This is a genomic window from Nakamurella sp. A5-74, from assembly GCF_040438885.1.
Classification (GTDB): domain Bacteria; phylum Actinomycetota; class Actinomycetes; order Mycobacteriales; family Nakamurellaceae; genus Nakamurella.
In genome coordinates, this window is the sequence record NZ_CP159218.1 from 3,764,823 (window position 1) to 3,784,264 (window position 19,442).

19 protein-coding genes and 1 tRNA gene are annotated in these 19,442 nt (G+C 68.9%); 11 read left to right on the forward strand and 9 right to left on the reverse strand.

Features of this window, described 5'->3' with window-relative positions:
• Positions 1-306 precede the first annotated feature (306 nt).
• A complete protein-coding gene (locus ABLG96_RS17230; RefSeq protein ID WP_353648555.1) occupies positions 307-672 on the forward strand; it encodes a hypothetical protein in 366 nt (121 codons plus the stop codon).
• 50 nt (positions 673-722) lie between these two features.
• On the opposite strand, the gene ABLG96_RS17235 is transcribed toward ABLG96_RS17230, so the two are convergent.
• Entirely contained in the window at positions 723-1,721 is a 999-nt protein-coding gene (locus ABLG96_RS17235; protein WP_353648556.1) for an acyl-CoA desaturase, read from the reverse strand.
• Between the two features lie 176 nt (positions 1,722-1,897).
• A complete protein-coding gene (locus ABLG96_RS17240) occupies positions 1,898-2,887 on the reverse strand; it encodes a glycosyltransferase (protein ID WP_353648557.1) in 990 nt (329 codons plus the stop codon).
• Positions 2,888-2,950: 63 nt separating this feature from the next.
• On the opposite strand from ABLG96_RS17240, the gene ABLG96_RS17245 reads away from it, so the two are divergent.
• From ABLG96_RS17245 to ABLG96_RS17265, 5 genes are all read left to right on the forward strand, one after another.
• Positions 2,951-3,021: transfer RNA gene (locus ABLG96_RS17245), tRNA-Gln, on the forward strand.
• 169 nt (positions 3,022-3,190) lie between these two features.
• On the forward strand, positions 3,191-4,684 hold the full coding sequence (glmU, locus tag ABLG96_RS17250; RefSeq protein ID WP_353648558.1) for a bifunctional UDP-N-acetylglucosamine diphosphorylase/glucosamine-1-phosphate N-acetyltransferase GlmU: 1,494 nt from the start codon (positions 3,191-3,193) through the stop codon (positions 4,682-4,684).
• A 2-nt stretch (positions 4,685-4,686) separates the two neighbouring features.
• Positions 4,687-5,655, forward strand: a complete 969-nt coding sequence (locus tag ABLG96_RS17255; RefSeq protein WP_353651566.1) for a ribose-phosphate diphosphokinase — start codon at positions 4,687-4,689, stop codon at positions 5,653-5,655.
• A gap of 8 nt (positions 5,656-5,663) precedes the next feature.
• On the forward strand, positions 5,664-6,821 hold the full coding sequence (locus ABLG96_RS17260) for a glycosyltransferase family 4 protein (RefSeq protein WP_353648559.1): 1,158 nt from the start codon (positions 5,664-5,666) through the stop codon (positions 6,819-6,821).
• Between the two features lie 822 nt (positions 6,822-7,643).
• Positions 7,644-8,975, forward strand: coding sequence for a DUF6421 family protein (locus tag ABLG96_RS17265; RefSeq protein ID WP_353651567.1), 1,332 nt, complete (start codon positions 7,644-7,646; stop codon positions 8,973-8,975).
• A gap of 142 nt (positions 8,976-9,117) precedes the next feature.
• Here the strand turns inward: ABLG96_RS17265 and ABLG96_RS17270 are convergent, their stop codons facing one another.
• Genes ABLG96_RS17270 through ABLG96_RS17285 form a run of 4 tightly spaced genes read right to left on the reverse strand, consistent with a single transcriptional unit; the run spans position 9,118 to position 11,334 of the window.
• Positions 9,118-9,870 carry an ABC transporter permease gene (locus ABLG96_RS17270; RefSeq protein ID WP_353648560.1) on the reverse strand — a complete coding sequence of 251 codons (753 nt, stop codon included), beginning with the start codon at positions 9,868-9,870 and terminating at the stop codon, positions 9,118-9,120.
• Positions 9,867-10,679, reverse strand: coding sequence for an ATP-binding cassette domain-containing protein (locus ABLG96_RS17275; protein ID WP_353648561.1), 813 nt, complete (start codon positions 10,677-10,679; stop codon positions 9,867-9,869). The genes ABLG96_RS17270 and ABLG96_RS17275 overlap by 4 nt, the downstream gene beginning before the upstream one ends.
• On the reverse strand, positions 10,676-11,029 hold the full coding sequence (locus ABLG96_RS17280; RefSeq protein ID WP_353648562.1) for a DUF1048 domain-containing protein: 354 nt from the start codon (positions 11,027-11,029) through the stop codon (positions 10,676-10,678). The genes ABLG96_RS17275 and ABLG96_RS17280 overlap by 4 nt, the downstream gene beginning before the upstream one ends.
• Positions 11,026-11,334, reverse strand: a complete 309-nt coding sequence (locus ABLG96_RS17285; RefSeq protein ID WP_353651568.1) for a PadR family transcriptional regulator — start codon at positions 11,332-11,334, stop codon at positions 11,026-11,028. The genes ABLG96_RS17280 and ABLG96_RS17285 overlap by 4 nt, the downstream gene beginning before the upstream one ends.
• 192 nt (positions 11,335-11,526) lie before the next feature.
• Between ABLG96_RS17285 and ABLG96_RS17290 the strand changes: the two genes are divergently transcribed.
• From ABLG96_RS17290 to ABLG96_RS17305, 4 genes are all read left to right on the forward strand, one after another.
• Entirely contained in the window at positions 11,527-12,282 is a 756-nt protein-coding gene (locus ABLG96_RS17290; RefSeq protein ID WP_353648563.1) for an SDR family oxidoreductase, read from the forward strand.
• The gene (locus ABLG96_RS17295; RefSeq protein WP_353648564.1) at positions 12,282-12,824 is read left to right on the forward strand and encodes an NUDIX domain-containing protein; all 543 of its coding nucleotides are present in this window, start codon (positions 12,282-12,284) and stop codon (positions 12,822-12,824) included. The genes ABLG96_RS17290 and ABLG96_RS17295 overlap by 1 nt, the downstream gene beginning before the upstream one ends.
• A 51-nt stretch (positions 12,825-12,875) precedes the next feature.
• Complete coding sequence (locus tag ABLG96_RS17300; RefSeq protein WP_353648565.1) at positions 12,876-13,931, forward strand: beta-eliminating lyase-related protein; 1,056 nt, start codon at positions 12,876-12,878, stop codon at positions 13,929-13,931.
• A 371-nt stretch (positions 13,932-14,302) separates the two neighbouring features.
• Positions 14,303-14,980, forward strand: coding sequence for a 50S ribosomal protein L25/general stress protein Ctc (locus tag ABLG96_RS17305; protein ID WP_353648566.1), 678 nt, complete (start codon positions 14,303-14,305; stop codon positions 14,978-14,980).
• A gap of 120 nt (positions 14,981-15,100) precedes the next feature.
• Here the strand turns inward: ABLG96_RS17305 and ABLG96_RS17310 are convergent, their stop codons facing one another.
• A complete protein-coding gene (locus ABLG96_RS17310; protein ID WP_353648567.1) occupies positions 15,101-16,183 on the reverse strand; it encodes a 3-isopropylmalate dehydrogenase in 1,083 nt (360 codons plus the stop codon).
• A 120-nt stretch (positions 16,184-16,303) separates the two neighbouring features.
• On the opposite strand from ABLG96_RS17310, the gene pth reads away from it, so the two are divergent.
• Positions 16,304-16,900, forward strand: a complete 597-nt coding sequence (pth, locus tag ABLG96_RS17315; protein WP_353648568.1) for an aminoacyl-tRNA hydrolase — start codon at positions 16,304-16,306, stop codon at positions 16,898-16,900.
• Positions 16,901-16,984: 84 nt separating this feature from the next.
• Here pth and ABLG96_RS17320 read toward each other — a convergent pair whose 3' ends face one another.
• Together ABLG96_RS17320 and ABLG96_RS17325 are read right to left on the reverse strand one after the other, a co-directional pair.
• Positions 16,985-17,539, reverse strand: a complete 555-nt coding sequence (locus ABLG96_RS17320) for a hypothetical protein (protein ID WP_353648569.1) — start codon at positions 17,537-17,539, stop codon at positions 16,985-16,987.
• A 55-nt stretch (positions 17,540-17,594) separates the two neighbouring features.
• Positions 17,595-19,244, reverse strand: a complete 1,650-nt coding sequence (locus tag ABLG96_RS17325; protein ID WP_353648570.1) for a fatty acyl-AMP ligase — start codon at positions 19,242-19,244, stop codon at positions 17,595-17,597.
• Between the last annotated feature and the right edge of the window lie 198 nt (positions 19,245-19,442).

Consider the following 19,442-nt stretch of genomic DNA (forward strand, 5'->3'; position numbering starts at 1 on the left):
CCAGCACCACATCTCGCAGGGTGTGCAGGGCGGCCGGATCCGCCAGGGCTCCACGGGACTTCAGTGCGCTGCTCACGTGCGATCTCCACCTCACCACTGGCCGGCCGCCCGATACGGCGACACGGCAGAAACCCCCGATCCGGGTGCGGAGGGGGGTGCTCAGGCCAAGAGTACGCCGGACCTCCGACACCGGGTTCGGCCCGGATCTGGCCTTCGGGCACTCGCGGGGAAGAACAGAGCCGGACCTCCGAGACCGGGTCGGGCGCCGATCTGGCGCTGCGAGCGGGCACGGAGCAGGATCGACCGATGACCCTGGACGCAGCAGGACGTGCACAGCGGGCACGTGGGCAGGATCTCCTCGACCGGCTGGCGGAGCCGTACCGGCACGAGGAGGACCTCGGCCGGTCGACGATGTTCGGCAGCACCGGCCTGAACCACCTCGGCTCGATCGTCGGCTTCGTGGGGCTGGAGGGTCAGCTGGTGGTGAAGCTCGATCCCGCCGGGCTGCGAGACGTCCGCACGGCCGGCCCGACCGTCCCGGTCCACATCGGACGAGGCATCGCCAAGGCCTGGATCGGGCTGCCGTTCGGAGGGGATCCGGACACCGCGCGTCGATGGAGCGAGGCCCTCGCCGCCGGGGTGTCGGCGGCGAGGGCCTCGGTCACAGCATGATGCTGCCTCGGAGTGAGGGCTGTCTCGCGATGATGACGTGGTGCAAAGGGTCAGTGACCCATCTCGTGGGCGGTCGCCTGGATCCTGGCCAGCCGCTGCGGTGAGGACCAGCGAACGTTGGTCGCCCAGCCGAACTTCTCGAACAGCCAGATGGCCCTGGCGGAGATGTCGATCTGGCCGCGGAGCACACCGTGCCGCGCGCAGGTCGGATCAGCGTGGTGCAGGTTGTGCCAGGACTCACCGAAGCTGAGGATCGCCAACGGCCAGAAGTTTGCCGACTTGTCGCGGGCGGCGAACGGCCGCTCCCCGATCATGTGGCAGATCGAGTTCACCGACCAGGTCACGTGGTGCAGCAGAGCGATCCGCACCAGTCCGGCCCAGAAGAACGCGGTGAGCGCGCCGTGCCAGCTCATGGTGACGAGGCCACCGATCACACCGGGTCCGAACACCGACACGATGGTCCAGGCCCAGAAGTACTTGTCGATCTTGACGAGGCTCTTGTCCGCCAACAGGTCCGGGGCGAAGCGCTTCTGGTTGGTGGAGTCGCGCTCGAACAGCCAGCCCATGTGCGCGTGCCAGAAACCCTTTGCCAGCGCCGGCACCGAGGTGCCGAACGTCCACGGGGAGTGCGGGTCGCCCTCGCGGTCGGAGAAGGCGTGGTGCCGGCGATGGTCGGCGACCCAGATGATCACCGGGCCCTGGACGGCCATCTGGCCGGCGATCGCCAGCGTGTTGCGCAGCGCGCGGTTGGCCTTGAACGAGCCGTGGGTGAAGTGCCGGTGGAATCCGACCGTCACCCCCATGCCGGTGAAGAAGTAGAAGACGACACCGATGATGACGTCCGTCCAGCTCAGACCCCAGCCCCACGCGAACGGGATCGCGATCGCCACGGCGACCAGCGGGACCAGGGTGAAGGCATAGATGGCGAACTGGGCCGAGTTGCCCCGGTGCCCGTCGATGATCGGCTTCGGGCCCCTCTCGTCGGGCGCCGCGGCGGACGCGGAGATGGCGGGAGCCGTGGCCGTGGCCGCGGACGGCGGTGGAGTCATGGAAGTCCTTCGTGACGGAGGCCCGTCAGGCTGGGGATCGAACCTGGATCCGATCGAGGTGGCCGACGGGGTCGTGATGCTGGTGCCCCGAACGCTACCGGCACATGCGCCTCATGGTCGGAGAGTCAACGGCGGGACATCCTCGGTAAGGGTGCCCTCACCTCGAGAAGCCTAGCTCAGCCTTCGGATCGGCGGTACTCCTGGATGACGTGACCGCGGGCCGCCTGCAGCATGCCGAGGCCGCGGTGGGCCAGCCGAGCGCCTCGCGCCCGATCGACCATGGATCGGCGGAGAACTCCCCTTCCCTGCCGGAGCCTCCCGAGCACCCAGCGCGCCGCGCCGGACACCGCGACCACCACCCGGACGACCGGCCGTCGACCGGGGGCGACAGTGAGGATGCGCACCACCCCGCTCGAGTTCCCGTGACTGCGAGCCCGGTCGAGCACCCACTGCCGGGTCAACCGGTCCGCGGGGATCGGGTCGAAGACGGTTGCCTCCTGGCACCACAACATCCGCTCCCCCGAGGCCGTGAGCGTGCTGGTGAACATGGTGTCCTCCCCGCCGGTCAACCCGAACCGCGGATCGAACTCGAGCCGACGAGCCCGCACCCGATCGAGGTCCACCAGCAGCGCCCCGGTGCCGGCGACCGCGATCTCGGTACCTGTAGGCATGCTGCGCCGGACGAAGAAGCCACCGGCCGCGAAGAACGGATCACTGCCGTCGAACTGCACCACCATCCGGCCGCAGACCGCCGCCGGCGAATGCTGCCGCCAGGTCTGCAGCAGCGGACCCAACCACTGCTCCCCCGGCAGGTTGTCGTCGTCCAGGAACAGCAGCAGTCGGGCGTCGTCGCATTCGGCGAGCACCCGGTTGCGAGCCGCCACGATGCCGGGTGTCGACTCGAGCACGTACCGCACTCGCGCGTCCGCCGACTCCTCGACGACGACGCGCGCCGAGCCGGCCGGGTCGTTGTCGACCACCAACACGTCCGCGGTGAAGTCTGCGGGCGCCTCGCGGTCGATCCGATCCAGTACCAGCGGCAGCAGTGCCGCGAGCTGCTCGGCGCGGCGAAAGGTCAGGATCCCGACCGTCACGGCGACCGGGCCGTCCGAACCGGGAGCCGGTGGACGGGTGGACGGATCGCTCGGCGGCGGGTCGGCTGACACCCGATGATCGTCGCACCCCGGCGTGGGATGATGGCAGCACCGGTCGCCCGTGAGGTCCACCGATCCGCCGTGGTGTAACGGCAGCACCTCTGATTTTGGTTCAGATGGTTCAGGTTCGAATCCTGGCGGCGGAGCGCAGGTGTGCAGCGACGACGGTGCAGCGAGGACGGTGTGCGGCGACGACAGCGGCACTCCCTGAGGTCGACCGACCCCTTGCTGCCGTCAGCGTGCGCCCATCCCGCAGGGATACCATCGGCCGGTGCCGCCGACGGCCGAACCACGACAGCCGAGCAGGGAGACACCGTGCCCCAACCGGACGTGACCGTCATCGTCCTCGCGGCGGGTGCCGGTACCCGGATGAGATCCGCGACGCCGAAGGTGATGCACCCGCTCGCCGGCCGCCCGTTGGTCTGGCATGCGCTCGCTGCCGCCGCCGGGATCGCGCCGACCCACCTGGTGGCGGTGCTGGGTCACGGTCGCGACCAGGTCACCGAATTCCTCGCCGGCGCAGACGACCTGCCTGCCGTGATCACCACCGTCCAGGAGCAGCAACTCGGTACCGGCCACGCCGCGGCCTGTGGGCTGAGGGCACTGCCCACTGCGCCGGAGGGCATCGTGCTGGTCACCTACGGGGATGTGCCGCTGTTGCGCACCGAGACCCTGCAGCTGCTCGTCGATGGTCACCGCTCGTCCGGCAACGCCGTGACCGTGCTCACCGCGCACGTCACCGACCCGACCGGCTACGGGCGCATCATCCGCGACGCGGACGGCACCGTGACGTCGATCGTCGAACATCGCGACGCGGACGACAGGCAGCGGGAGATCACCGAGATCAACTCGGGGATCTACGTCTTCGATGCGGCAGTGCTCACCGAAGCGCTCCCCCGGGTGGGCACCAGCAATTCCCAGGGCGAGCAGTACCTCACGGACGTCGTGTCCCTCGCGAGCGGGGACGGGCACCGGGTCGGCGCCCAGCTCGCCGACGACGCTGTCGAGACCGAGGGCGTCAACGACCGCACCCAGCTGGCGGCGCTGGCCCGCGTCCTCAACGACCGGATCGTCCGCCGGCATCAGCTCGCCGGGGTGACGATCCTGGACCCGATCAGCACCTGGATCGACGCCGACATCACGATCGGCGCCGACAGCGTGCTCGAGCCGGGTGTGCAGTTGAAGGCGGGCACCAGCATCGGTCAGGACTGCCGGATCGGACCCGACTCGACGCTCAACGGCTGCACCCTCGGCGACGACGTGACGATCACCCGCTCGCACTGCATCGACGCCCGGATCGGTGACGGCGCCGACGTCGGACCGTTCGCCTACCTGCGTCCGCAGACCGTGCTGCACCATGGGGCGCACGTCGGTGCCCATGTCGAGATCAAGAAGTCGACCATCGGACCGGGCGCCAAGGTGCCGCACCTGACCTACCTCGGCGATGCTGAGGTCGGGGCCGGCAGCAACATCGGGGCCGGCGTGATCACGGCCAACTACGACGGCGTGCACAAGTTCCCGACCGTGATCGGCGAGCACGTCTTCGTCGGCACCAACTCCACGTTGGTCGCCCCGGTGACGCTGGCGGACGGCAGCTACGTCGCGGCCGGGTCGACCGTCACGCAGGACGTCGCCGCCGGGGATCTCGCTGTCGCTCGGGGACGTCAACACGACTCGCGCGGCTGGGTGCTGCGGCGTCGGGCGGACTCCCGCTACGCCGACGCGGCCAGACGAGCCGGGGCAGGCAACGGTGCCCAGCAGCCCGCAGGACAACCCGATGGTGCCGACGACAAGGACTCCCCCGCGTGAACATGATCTCCATGACGAACAGCAAGAGCCTGATGCTGTTCTCCGGCCGGGGTTACCCGGAACTCGCCGAGGAGATCGGCGACTTCCTGGACGTCTCCATCACGCCCCAGTCGGCCTACGACTTCGCCAACGGCGAGATCTTCGTCCGGTTCGAGGAGAGCGTCCGCGGCAGTGACGCCTTTCTGATCCAGTCGTGCGGGGTGCCGATCAACACCTGGGTGATGGAGACGCTGATCATGATCGACGCGCTCAAGCGCGCCTCGGCCAAGCGGATCACCGTCGTCCTGCCGTTCTATCCGTATGCCCGTCAGGACAAGAAGCACCGTGGCCGCGAGCCCATCTCGGCCCGTCTGGTCGCTGATCTGCTCAAGACCGCAGGCGCCCAGCGCCTGATGACGGTCGATCTGCACACCGACCAGATCCAGGGGTTCTTCGACGGCCCCGTCGACCACCTGTGGGCCCAGCCGTTGCTCACCAGCTACATCGCCGAGAAGTACTCCGGCGACGCGCTCACCGTCGTGTCCCCGGACTCCGGCCGCGTCCGCACCGCCGAACGCTGGGCCGATCGGCTCGGTGGGGCGCCGATCGCCTTCATCCACAAGACCCGCGATCCCAACCTCCCGAACCAGGTGGTCGCCAACCGGGTCGTCGGCGACGTCAGCGGCCGCACCTGCATCGTGGTCGACGACATGATCGACACCGGCGGCACCATCTCCAAGGCCGTCGCCGGGGTGCTCGAGGCGGGTGCCACCAAGGTCGTCGTGGCGGCGACGCACGGGGTGCTGTCCGATCCGGCGGCGGAGCGACTCTCGCAGTGCGGCGCCGTCGAGGTCGTACTGACCAACACCCTGCGGATCACCGACTCCCAGCGCTTCCCCCAGCTCACCGAACTGTCGGTGGCGCCGCTGATCGGGCAGGCCATCCGACAGGCGTTCACCGACGGCTCCGTCACCAGCCTGTTCGAGAGCTGACCGGCGCGATGAGCCGGCGTGCACCCGCAGGACAGCGCCACATCCTGATCGCAAACCCGTCCGCCGACGTGTACGGGTCGGACCTGCAGATGCTGGACAGCATCACCGCCCTGATGGAGGCCGGGTACCGGGTGACGGTGAGCGTGCCGACCGACGGACCGCTGGTACCGCAGATCCGCGCCCGCGGTGCGGTCGTCGTCTTCACCGCCGTTCCTCCCGTCCAACGGGCAGCACTGTCCCCGCGCGGCCTGGTCAGGCTGGCCGGCGGATCTGCCGCGGCCGTGTCGCGGTCCCGTTCGCTGATCCGTCGGCTGCGGGTCGACCTGGTGTACGTCAACACAGTCATCCTGCCGACCTGGATCGTCGCCGCCCGACTGTCCGGAGTGCCGGTGGTGTGCCACGTCCACGAGGCCGAGACGGCTGATCGGATGCTGCTGCTCAAGGGACTGCTCGCCCCCGTGCGTCTGACAACGGGGCTGATCGCCAACTCCCAGGCGGCCCTCGACTGGCTCGTGTCGGTCTATCCCTCCCTCGGGGGCAGGACGACCCGGGTGTTCAACGGCGTGTCGGCGCCGCCCACCGCCGCCCGGCTGACGGAACACACCACCGGTCCGCTGCGGCTCATCGCCATCTCCAGGCTCTCGCCCCGCAAGGCGTTGGATGTCGCCCTGGAGGCGCTCGCGCTGCTCCGTGCCGATGGACGCGACGTGACGCTGCACGTCGTCGGTACCGCGTACCCGGGATACGAATGGTTCGAGCATCAGCTCAGGGAGCGCGCTGCCCTACCGGATCTGGCCGGCTCGGTCGTTTTCGAGGGCTATGTGGCCCCCGTCTGGTCGGTGCTCGAGGACAGCGATGTGGCCATCGCACCGTCCCTCGGCGAATCCTTCGGCAATGCCGTCGTCGAAGCCCAACTGGCGGGGCGGCCGGTGATCGCGGCGGTCAATGCCGGTCATCAGCAGACGGTGCAGGACGGCGAGACGGGCCTGCTGGTGCCGCCGGGGGATGCAGCGGCGCTCGCAGCAGCCGTCAGCCGGCTGATCGACGATCCGGAACTCGCCCGCGCCCTGGCCGAGCGCGGCCTGGCCTCGGCCGAGGAGAAGTTCACCATCTCCCGCTACCGCCGCGAGATCGCCGCCGCCATCGGCGCGCTGCTGAAAGCCTGACCCTTTCGCGGACCCCACGGTCGTTTGCACCCCACCTTCGCGGACCCCACGGTCGCCTGCACCCCTCCTTCGCGGACCCCACGGTCGCCTGCACCCCACCTTCGCGGACCCCACGGTCGCCTGCACCCCACCTTCGCGGACCACACGGTCGCCTGCACCCCACCTTCGCGGACCCCACGGTCACTTGCCGGCCTCGGCGCATCCTGCCGGGGCACCGGCAGACAGGAAGATCCACTGCCTGATAGCCTCGACAGCGTGAAATCTTCATCAGAGATGCTCTCCGGTCACCTGATCTTCCCGCGTGTCGCCGTGCTGGGTGAGGGCACGTTGCTCGCCGTCGCTCGCAGCGCGACGTCCTCCGGTCACGGTTTCGATGCGAGCGACAGCGTCGCCCCTGCGGACGCCGACGTGATTGTCGTCGCTGCCGCCGAGGTCGACGCCGCGCTGCTCGAGCTGGTCAGCGCCGGCACCGGCCTGGTGGTGGTGGGGGCAGGCGCCGATCTGTCCCGCGCCGGGATCACCGGCCAGGACGACGAGACAGTCTCAGCCGTACGGAGCACCGAGGTGGCCCAGACCCTGACGGAGGATCTGCTGGCCCGGGTGGACACCGAGCACCTCTCGGTGCTCGGCCGGTTGACGCTCTCCGCGCCGGCCACCCCCCTGCTGGAGACCGCCGGTGGTCCGGTCGCCGCGGTGTCGAGCCTGGGAGCCGGGCGCGTCGTGGTGCTTGTCGTCGGCGGCGTCCAGGGTCACCCCGAAGCGCTCCGGACGCTGATCAGCAACGCCGCAATCCATGCCGCTCGCAACAGCGCATCGGGTCGCATGCGGTCCCAGCACCCGCTGGTGTCCGACACCCGCTGGCTGGCCCTCAAGGACGCGGTCAGCAGCATCCGCCCGCTGCAGATCAAGGACGGCTCCATCCCCGACGCCGAGAACCACGCTCTCGCAACGGGTCTCGTCGACCGCATCTCCACCTCGATCACCGAGCTCGCTCCGGAGTTCCCGCACGACCATGCCTACCTCACCGCCCTGGTCGCGGACTTCCGTCGGTGGGCCGATGACGGCTTCGCCGTCCCCGACTTCCTGGACTCGCTGGTGGCGTTCGCACCCGCGAACAACCGGGTCGACGGGCTGCCGCACCTGGTCGTGTTCCCGATGTACACCCAGAACGGAAACCTCGATCGCAACGTGGAAGCTGTTCTGCTCCAGGTGATCTGGCCGGAATTCGTCGCTGAACTCGAGGCCGGCGACTACTCGAACAAGCTGTTCCTGCCGATCCGTTTCCTGGACTTCACCGCCGGCTACGACACCAACTCCGCGGTGCTGTTCCCGGAGACGATCGCGATGCGCGAGCTGCCCAAGTTCACCTGGGGCGGCATCTTCGCCGACCGCGAGGCTGCCCGGTTCCGTCGGGTGGTCGCCGAGGCCGCCCAGGTCACCGGCCTGCAGTTGCCGCCGGACGCCGCGCGGTTGGTCGCCGACCAGGATCTAGCAGAGCAGACGTTCGTCATGTGGGACCTGATCCACGATCGCACCCACATGCACGGAGACCTGCCGTTCGACCCGTTCATGATCAAGCAGCGGATGCCGTTCTTCCTCTACTCGCTGGAGGAGATGCGCTGCGACCTCACAGCTTTCCGCGAATCAGTGGAGCTGGAGAAGCAGGGCAACCCGTACGCGCGGCTCGTCCAGTACGCGGTCATCTTCGACCGCATCTTCCGGTTCTCGATCACCGGGGCCCGGGTCCGCAACTACGACGGCCTCGGCGGCCAGTTGCTGTTCGCCTGGCTGCACCAGCACCGCGTCCTGCACTGGACCGACAACCGGCTCACCATCGAATGGGACAAGGTCACCGAGCCGGTGCTGGAGCTCGGTCGACGGATCGAGGATCTCTACTGGCGCTCCATCGACCGCCCGAAGGTGGCGCACTGGCTGGCCGCCTACGAGCTGGTGTCCTCCGTCGTCACCCCGCATCCGCTGTCCGCCTGGGCCCGGTACACCGCCGGCGACCGCGAGGCGCTCCCGCTCGACGGTCCGCCCAAGGGCCTCACCGATCACGTGCTGCCCGACGAGTTCCCATTGTCGATGTTCTTCGAGGCACTCGACAAGAAGATGAAGGACGTCGTCGCCGGGACGGCCGGCATCACCGGCTGAGCCTGACCTGCCGAGCCTGAACTGCTGAGCACCGACCGGCTGAACCACGGACATGCTGACCCGCTGAAAGGCCACTGGCCCGTTTCCTCGGTGAGGGGACGGGCCGGTGGCGTTCTCGCTCGACGCAGCAGCGCGGAACGCGTCAGCGCACCCTGCGGTAGACCCGCATGGCGAAGAAGTAGGCGATCAATGCGCCACCGACGCACCAGGCCAACGCGATCCAGATGTCGCTGCCCACCGGGACTCCCCGGAACAGATCACGGATGCTCTCGACGATCGCGGTGACCGGCTGGTGCTCGGCGAAGAACCGCACCGGGCCCGGCATCGTGTCGGTCGGCACGAACGCGGAGCTGATGAACGGTAGGAAGATCAGCGGGTAGGCGAACGCAGATGCTCCGTCGATCGAACTCGCGGTGAGCCCGGGAATGACGGCCAGCCAGGTCAGCGCCAGGGTGAACAACGCCAGGATGCCGGCCACCGCCGCCCAGCTCCCGATGCCCGCACCGGTGCGGAACCCCATCAGCAACGCCACTCCGAAGATCACCACCAGCGACAGTGCCGTCGACACCAGCGAAGTGAGCACATGGCCCCACAGGACCGCTGACCGCGACACCGGCATCGAGTGCAGCCGCGCGATGATGCCCTCCTTCGTGTCGCCGAAGATCCGCACCGCGGTGTAGGAGATCCCGGTGGCCACGGCGATCAGCAGGATGCCGGGCAGCAGGTAGTTGACGTAGCTGTCGCTGCCGGTCTTGATGGCGCCGCCCAGGACGTAGACGAACAACAACAGCATCGCGATCGGCATGATCGCGACCGTGATGATGGTGTCCGGGCTCCGCTGGATGTGCCGCATGGAGCGCCCGAACAGGACAACGGTTTCGTTGAGCGTCTTCATCTCGGTTCCGCCCCTGCTGACGTGATTGCTGCTGACGCGGCGGCCGGCGCACCGATGACCGACAGGAAGATCTCCTCGAGCGTCGGCTGCTTCTCGACGTACTCCTTCTTCGCGGGCGGCAGCAGCTTCTTGAGCTCCGCGAGGGTGCCCTCGACGATGATCCGTCCCTGGTGCAGGATCGCGATCCGGTCGGCGAGCTGCTCGGCCTCGTCCAGGTACTGCGTGGTCAACAGCACCGTCGTCCCACCACCGGCGAGCGCCTTGATGGTCCGCCACACCTCCAGCCGGCCCTGCGGATCGAGGCCGGTCGTGGGCTCGTCGAGGAAGATCACCTCGGGCGAGCCCACCAGACTCATGGCGATGTCCAGTCGCCTGGTCATCCCCCCGGAGTAGGTGGCCACCCGCTTGCCTCCGGCGTCCGTCAGCCCGAACTGCTCGAGCAGTCGGTCCGCCACCTGCCCGGGGTCGGGGACCGAGCGGAGCTTGGCGATCAGCACCAGGTTCTCGTGACCGGTGAGGATCTTGTCGACCGCAGCGAACTGGCCGGTCAGGCTGATCCGCTCGCGCACCCTGTCGGCGTCCCGTGTGGTGTCGAAACCGCACACGGTCGCGGTCCCGGCGTCCTGCAGGAGCAGCGTCGCCAGGATGGTCACCGTCGTCGTCTTGCCGGCGCCGTTGGACCCGAGCAGCGCGAAGATCTCGCCGCGCTGGATCTGCAGGTCGACACCGTCCAGGACCGTCGTTTCGCCGAAAGCCTTGCGCAGACCGGAGATCGAGATGGTCGGTGCGTGCACCGCCGCCCCGGTCACGACGGATCCTGCGGATTGCGGAGCTTGTCGGTGACATTCCGGTTGAGGGACTTCCGCCAATCCTCGGTGTAGGTGTGGGCATGCGTGAGCAGCTCGTCGCAGAACGCAGCGACGTCGTCGCCGGTGACCTCCAACGCCCGTCGGCCGTCGGCCGCACCGGACTCGAAGAGTCCGAGCAGGTCCTTGAGCACGGCGATGGTGGTCATCCCGCTGCCGGCGGAGAACTTCCAGAGGTACTTCTGGATCTCGCTGTACATCACCCGGTAGTCCTCGGGAAGTTGCTTGGCCCGGGCCTCCATGGCTCGCCATTCCTTCTTGTCCCCCAGGATCTTCTTGAGGAAGTTGGTCATCGCTGTGCGCCTTTCAGTTCATCGAGTTTGAGTGAGACGAATTCCCACTTCGCCCAGAAGTTGGCGAGTTCCGCGCGGCCACTGTCGTTGAGGGAGTAGAACTTCCGCGGCGGGCCGAGCGTCGAGGCACGCTTGTCGATCATGACGAGCGCGTTCTTCTCCAGCCGCAGCAGGATCGTGTAGACGGTCCCTTCCACGACGTCCGCGAACCCGAGCTCGCGCAGCGACGAGGCGATCTCGTAGCCGTACGTCTCCCCGCGGCTGATGATCTCGAGCACACAGCCCTCGAGCACCCCTTTGAGCATCTCCGTGAGGTCCACAGGCGGCCACCTCCTCCTGTCGGTCGTGCACCGCCGATCGGTGCAGGACTGCCGATTGATTCCGGTACTCAGCACCACCGGTATGCAGTGTTACTCGGTACCGGTACTTTGTATCACTCACTAGCGGGGTCGTCAACACCTCCCGCCGACCCTGCGACCTCGCCCTAGGCTTGGACCATGTCCCAGCCCAGTTCCCAGCCCCGTGATACGACCGTCCACCCCGATGCCGACGCCCCCACCGTCACGACGCTCGTCACCGGCGCGACCGGAGCTGCCGGAGCGGAGGTCTGTCGCGCACTGCTCGCCCGCGGCCAGCGGGTCATCGCCATCGGCCGATCCGGGCAGAAGCTCGCGGAGCTCGCCAGGCAGACGCCCGGGGTCCTCACCGCAGCCGCCGATCTCGCCGACTCCGGCGACGTCCGCCGAGTCCTCGACGAGGTCCGCGCGAGCCATGGCCCGGTGGATGGTCTGGTGCATCTGGTCGGCGGCTGGCGGGGTGGCAAGAAGTTCACCGATGCCACCGAGGATGACTGGAAGTTCCTGTCCACCAACCTGATCGACACCCTCCGGCACGTGACCCTGGCGATCCACGACGACCTGGTCGCCTCGCAGCACGGGCGCGCCGTGATCGTCAGCGCGAAGGCGGCCGCGAAGCCGACCGCGGGCAACGCCGTCTACGCCACCGCAAAGGCAGCCGCCGAGGCGTGGCAGCTGGCACTGGCGGATTCGTTGCGCAAGAACCAGTCCGGTCGCAAGGACTATCCGCTCCCGCAGACGTCCGCAGCGGTGGTGTTGGTGATCACGGCGATCGGCGACAACCCGAAGTTCACCGCACCCGACGCGCTCGCCGCCCGGATCGCAGGGCTGTTCGACGCCGATGCCGCCGGCATCAACGGCACCCGGATCGATCTCACCGCACCGGCGACAGCCTGATGGCGATCCCGGACTTCATCGTGGCGCTGCGGGAGCGGGTGGGCGCGATGCCGCTGTGGCTGATCGGTTGTACTGCAGTCGTGGTCCGTCCCGGAGACCCCGCGCACACCGACACCGACGCCGACACCGGTGATCCGGAGATCCTGATGGTGCGGCGAGCCGACAACGGCGCCTGGACACCGATCACCGGCATCGTCGATCCCGCCGAGCATCCGGCGGTCGCGGCCGCCCGCGAGGTGGCGGAGGAGGCCGCCGTGACCGTGGTGGTCGAACGGCTCGCCCAGGTCGGCGTCACCGGCCCCGTGGTGTACGCGAACGGCGACCCCGCCCAGTATCTGGATCTGACGTTCCGCTGCCGGGTCGTCCCTGGCACCGCGGCAGACCCGTATCCCGCCGACGGCGAGAACACCGAGGCCAGGTGGGTGCGCCGGTCAGCACTGTCCGCGCTCGATCCCGCGGTGCGGCCGAGCATCCTGGCCCGCATCGACGCATCCCTGGCCGACGAGGTCGCGCCGCGCATGGTGACGCTCGAATCGCACTGACCCAGCTCGGGCCGGTGCGGCGACCGGGTTCGCGTGGAGGAAACTGGAGCGGTGAGCACCGCGACCCCCCTCCACGATCCGCACCGTCGACACTTCGCCTCCGACAACTACGCCGGCGTCCACCCCGAGATCCTGCAGGCCCTCGCCGATGCGAACGGCGGCCACCAGGTGGCCTACGGCGAGGACGTCTACACCGAGCGCCTGCAGCAGGTGGCGCGACGGCACTTCGGTGACCAGGCCGGCATCTGGCCGGTCTGGAACGGCACCGGCGCGAACGTGCTCAGCCTCCAAGCCCTGCTCCCCCGTTGGGGGGCGGTGGTGTGCGCCGAGACCGCGCACATCAACACCGACGAGAACGCCGCCCCGGAACGGGTCGCCGGGCTCAAGCTGCTCACCGTCCCGACGCCGGACGGCAAGCTCACCCCCGAGCTGATCGACCGTCAGGCGTGGGGTTTCGGCGACGAGCACCGTGCGCAACCCGCCGCGGTGTCGATCACCCAGACCACCGAGCTCGGCAGTCTCTACACCGCGGAACAAATCCGCGCCGTCGCCGAGCACGCGCACGCGCTCGGCCTGATGGTGCACCTGGACGGGTCCCGCATCTCCAACGCCGCCGCCGCTCTGGGCACGGACCTGCGGTCGTTCACGACGGACGTCGGGGTGGACGTGGTGAGCCTCGGCGGCACCAAGAACGGCGCGATGGGCGCCGAGGCGGTGGCGATCCTCAATCCCGAGCTCGGCGATCTGGGGATGCCGTTCCTTCGCAAGATGAACATGCAGCTCGCGAGCAAAATGCGCTTCGTTGCCGCGCAGCTCATCGCGCTCTACGAGGGTGACCTGTGGTTCCGGTCCGCTCGGCAGGCCAACGCGATGGCCGCCCGGCTGGCCGCCGCCGTCGGCGGGGTGGAGGGCGTCACGGTCACCCAACAGGTCGAGGCCAACGCCGTGTTCGCCGTGCTCGACCGGGCCGCGGCCGACCGGCTCCGTGAGCAGTACCGCTTCTACGACTGGAACCAGGCCACCGGCGAGGTGCGTTGGATGTGCGCCTGGGACCACACCGAGGACGATGTCGACTCCTTCGTCGCTGCTCTGCGCGCTGCGCTCTGACCAGTGCCGGCGCAGGCTCCACGGCGCCGGTGTCGGAGAACGACCGCCCGCTCGGCGAAACCTCAGAACACCCTGCGGGAACCGGGCGGGAGCGGCCACCCTGTGACACCCGTCCTCGCGCTCACCCTCGGAACCCTGAACCCGATTTGGCCCCGTCCGCCGGTCACGAGTAGATTGAGCAGGTTGCCTCGGCGAGGACGACGAATCCCGGATTGCATCCATCGGTGTTCGTGTGTCGTGATCGACGCGGTGGGTGCTCCCGCCTGTGTCGTATTGCCGACGAGTCGGCTGGATGAAGATCCGGCGCCGAGGCGATCCACTGCCGAGCAGACCCACCGCACATCAGAAGTGAACCGAGGAGCTGTCACACCATGGCCGAGAACCGTCTCACCGCCGAAACCCGCACCGAGTTCGGCAAGGGTTTCGCCCGTCGCGCCCGCAAGGCCGGCAAGATTCCCGCCGTCCTGTACGGCCACGGCACCGATCCTCGCCACCTGGCGCTCAATGCGCGCGAGTTCACCCGCGTCATCAAGCAGGGCGCCAACACCGTGCTGACCCTCGACGTCGACGGCGAAGAGGCCCTGGCCCTGCCGAAGTCCGTTGTCCGACACCCGGTCAAGGACTACTACGAGCACATCGACCTGCTGCTGGTGCGGCGCGGCGAGAAGGTCACCGTCGACATCCCGGTCGTCGTCGTCGGCGAACCCGAGCCCGGCGTGCTGGTCATCACCGAAGCGAACAGCCTCTCGGTGGAGGTCGACGCACTGAACATCCCTGACCACTTCGAGGTCGACATCACCGGCGCTGAGGTCGGCACCCAGTTCCTGGCCGGCCAGGTCAAGGTCCCGAACGGCGTCGAGCTGCTGACCGATCCCGAGGCCCTGGTCGTCGGCATCCAGCACGCTCCGACCGCCGATGAACTCGAGGCCGAGGACGCCGAGGTCATGGAGGAGCTGGGCATCGAGCAGGACGCACCGGACTCCGAGGACGCCGAGGGCGAGGCGTCCGGCTCGGACAAGTCCGAGGACGAGAAGTCCGACGAGAGCTGAGCTGTTCCAGAATCGACCGAAGGGCGCCATCCGCGAGGATGGCGCCCTTCGGCGTTCCGGTGGGAACTGCTCCGCCCCCCGGCCGGACCCGACCCGCGCTGGACGGGTCGGCCGGCGGAGTCAGACCAGAGCGGCGATGATCGCGGCGGTCACCCTGTCGGTGCTCCCGCTCAGTCCGCCGGCCACAGCGGCAGCAAGCACAGCCTGCTCCACGGACGCTGCTTCCGCCTGGAAACCCAAGGCGCGCAACATGAGGGCCGCCGAGAGCACGGCACCTGTCGGGTTGGCGATCCCTTGGCCGGCGATGTCCGGCGCCGACCCGTGGATCGGTTCGAACAGGCCGGGCAGCGATGAGCCCGGAGTGAAGTTGGCGGACGGCATCAAGCCGACCCCGCCGCCGATCTCGCCGCCGAGATCGGTGAGCAGATCGCCGAAGAGGTTGTCGGTGACGATCACGTCGAAGTCCTGTGGCCGGCGGATCAGGTGGATCGTCATCGCGTCCGCGTGCTGGTACTCGAGTTCGACACCGGGGTGCAGCGTCGCGACCTCGGCGATCACATCGGCCCACAGGCCGCCGGCGTGCAGCATGACGTTGGTCTTGTGCGACCAGGTCAGCTTGCCGCGGCGTGACTCGGCCAGCCCGAACGCGTACTCGGCGGCCCGGCGGATCCCGTGGCGGGTGTTGATCGAGTCCTGGACGGCGACCTCGTGCTCGCTGCCGCGGCGGAACCGACCGCCGGTGCCGACGTACGGACCCTCGGTGTTCTCCCGGACGAAGATCCAGTCGACGGTCTCCGGGGTCGCGGTCGAGACCAGCGAGGACTGTCCGGGGAGCAGCTTGACCGGGCGGACGTTGAGGCCGAGGTCGAACTCGAACCGCAGGCGCAGCAACAGATCCCGCTCCATGATGCCGGGCGGTACCTCGGGATGACCGACGGCGCCGAACAGGATCGCGTCGGTCCCGCGGAGCGTCTCGAGGTCGGCGTCCGGCAGCAGCTCGCCGGTCTGCAGGTACCTGGTGGCCGAGACCGGCACGTCGATGTAGTCCAGCGCGACGCCGGTGGCGTCGAGCACCTGACGGGCCGCGGCGATCACCTCCGGTCCGATGCCGTCACCCCCGACGACGGAGATACGGCGGGCGACGGAGGCGGTGGTCGGCTGAGCGGTGGTCGGCTGCGCGGCGGCCGACGGGGCAGAAGTCATGCCGCCATCCTCCCAACTGCCCGATCGCCCCCAACGGTCGCCCCCGGACCGGGTTCGCACGGGTGCTCCGGCCGACGGACGATGCTGAGGGCGCCGCCGCAGCAGCTACCGTTGACGACCGTGACCAGCGCAGCTGCCCCGCCCGACCCCGTCATCGATCCGGTCCTGGTGATCGGCCTCGGCAATCCCGGTCCCGGCTACGCCGGCAACCGCCACAACGTCGGCGCCATGGTGGCAGACGTGCTGGCCGGCCGGCTCGGCGGGCGGTTCTCCTCGCACAAGGCCGGCGCCGACATCGTCACCGGCAGGCTCGCAGGTGCGCAGGCGATCGTGGCGAAGCCCCGCTCGTACATGAACGTCTCCGGGCAACCGACCGCGGCGCTGGCTCGCTTCTTCAAGGTGCCGGCGCAGCACGTCATCGTCGTGCACGACGAGCTGGACCTGGACCCGCAGACGATCAGGGTGAAGCAGGGCGGCGGCGAGGGTGGTCACAACGGCCTGCGATCGATCTCGCAGTCGTTGGGCACCAAGGACTATCTGCGGGTGCGCTTCGGCATCGGTCGACCGCCCGGTCGCCAGGATCCAGCGGATTTCGTTCTCAAGAACTTCTCCTCGACCGAGTCGAAGGAGCTCCCGATCGACCTCGAGAATGCCGCCGACGCGGTCGAATCGCTGATCAGGCTCGGGCTGCTCGACACCCAGAACCGCCTGCACTGAGTCGTCTCCGGCCGACGAGCAGTGCTGCGCGGGACACCTTCGATCTGCCCGCGATCCACCGTGCCGGCTCGATGGATCCGACCGTCAGCTGGTGGGTGGAGCCGTCATCCGCTCGCCGTTGCTCCACGCATCGAGCTGGTCCTTCAGCGCGGCCCACTCCCCGGCGGGGAGCGCTGGCGTCATCCGCTCCGGCACGTCGGAGCCGTCGACCCCCTCCGGGCCGACCACCCGACTGCCACCCTCCGGGGTGTACTCGGCCTGGACGGTGGATCCCCCGACCCCGTCGGTCGGACCCTGCTGGGCGAGTTCGGCTGCGTAGACGCACAGGGCGGCCCGCGAGTCGGCGTCGGCGACGAAGCTCCGTTTCCACGGGGTGGCTCCCTGCGCGCTGCCTTCGGCGTTGATGGCCCCCTGCTCGCCGTCGAGCGTCAGTTCCCACCGGTAGTTGTACGGGTCCGGCACACTGCCGGACCGCATCCGGATCACCACCGACGTGCAGGAGCCGTCGTCGCCGGAGGTGGGGGTGGTGGTCGTTGCTGCGCTGACGCCGGGGGTGGTCGAGCAACCGGTGAGAACCACGGTGCCGACCACCAGGGCGAGCGTCGCCGCACGTGCTCGGACGGTGCTGATCAGTGACATGTGCGGTTCGATGCGCGATGAGCTGCGGAGGTTCCCCTCGCTCCCGATCCGCCGGTCAGTCCTGGTGTCGCAGCAGCGCGGCGGTCGCTGCCCGCTTGATCTTGCCGGAGGGTGTCTTGGGCAACCCACCCACCGGGAGCACCACCACCCGGGCCGGCCGCACCCCGAGATCGGAGGTCACGGCCGAGCGCACCGCGTCCGCGATGCCGCGCGCTGCGTCCTCGTCACCCGCGCTCCTGGATTCCACCACGACCGCGAACGACTCCCGCCCACCAGATGTCCGCCAACCGACTGCCGCCGCATTGCCGGCGCGTACCCCCTCCACCGAGGTGGCGATCCGTTCGATGTCCGTCGGGTGGATGTTCCTGCCGCCCATGATGATGACGTCCTTCTGCCGCCCGCAGACAACCACCCGTCCGTCGATCAGGTAGCCGATGTCGCCGGTGTCCAGCCAGCCGTCGGCGCCCCTGGTCGGGACCGGTCCCTCGACGGTCAAGTAGAGCTCGGTGATCGCGTCACCGCGCACCATCAACGTGCCGATCTTGCGTTCCGGCACCATTTCTCCGTCGGCGCCACGCACCTGCACCTCGATCCCCGGCAGCGGCGGACCCAGCACCGGGAAGCTGCGGACCGAGTTCTCGGAGGCGTCGTCGTCCGTCGGAACGGCCTGACGATCCTGTTCCAGGGCCACGGCTTCCACCCGGTCGATCTGCAGCGGAGTCCCCCACGGGTGGAACGACACACCCAGGGTCGCCTCCGCCATGCCGTAGGCGCACACCATCGCGGTGGCCGGCAGCCCGAACGGCGCGCCGGCGCGCAGGAACGCCTCGACAGCAGCGACGTCGATCGGCTCGGCGCCGTTGAGCGCGAACCGCAGCGACGACAGATCGAGGTCGGCTTCGTCCCGAGTCAGCCGGGCCAACGTCCTGGCGGTGATCGCATAGGCGAAATTCGGTGCGGCCGTGCAGGTTCCGCGGTAGTGGGAGATCAGCTGCGGCCACAGCACCGGCGACCGCAGGAAGTCGGTCGGGGTCACCGTCACCAGATCGATCCCCCGGCACATCGGTAGCGTCAGGAACCCGACCATGCCCATGTCGTGGAACAACGGCAACCACGACACCATGACGTCAGTCCCTGGGGTGAGACCGGCCGCCTGGCACATCGACTCCAGGTTCGCCCAGAGGTTGGCGTGGGTGATGCGGACCGCTTTCGGTGTCGCCGTCGAGCCGGACGTGAGCTGCAGCAGAGCGGTCGAGTCCTCGCGGACCTCGGGGAAGTCGGTGGCCGGGTCCGCTTCCAGCAGTTGCTGCATCGTCAGGACCGGCACACCCCCGGCGGCGAATGCGCGACCGGCTTCGGTGAACGGCTCCCCCACGATCACCGCGGATGCCCCGATCACCCGCAGGGTCTGCGCGGTGTCGTCGGCGTACCGACGCAGATCCGTCCTGGCCGTCGGCTGGTGCAGCATGGTCACCGACGCACCGGTCATCCACACTGCCTGCGCAGCCGGAGCGATTTCGACGGGCGATCCAGCCAGAATGGCCACGGCCGCACCGGGTTCCAGCCCCATTGCCGTCAGACCGCCGGCGATCGTCGTTGCCTGCCCGCGCACCCCCGCCCAAGAACGGTGCTCGCCGGTCGTCCCGAGGGTGATGCCCTGACCTCCCTGGGCGGCGTCGGCGAGGGCGGTAATGAACCTGCTCATGCCGCTCAACCTAGTGCCGATCAAAGGTTCCGTCAGGGTCTCGACTCCGTCGTCAGGTCGCCTGTCCTGAGCGACGAAGGAGTCGAAGGGACCACCGCTTCTCCGACGGTCGCTCCGTCAAGGGCCAGCAACGAACCCCGCTGATCGAGACCGACCCGAGACCGTGGGGATCGTCTGTGAGGGGCATGAGCGTTTAGA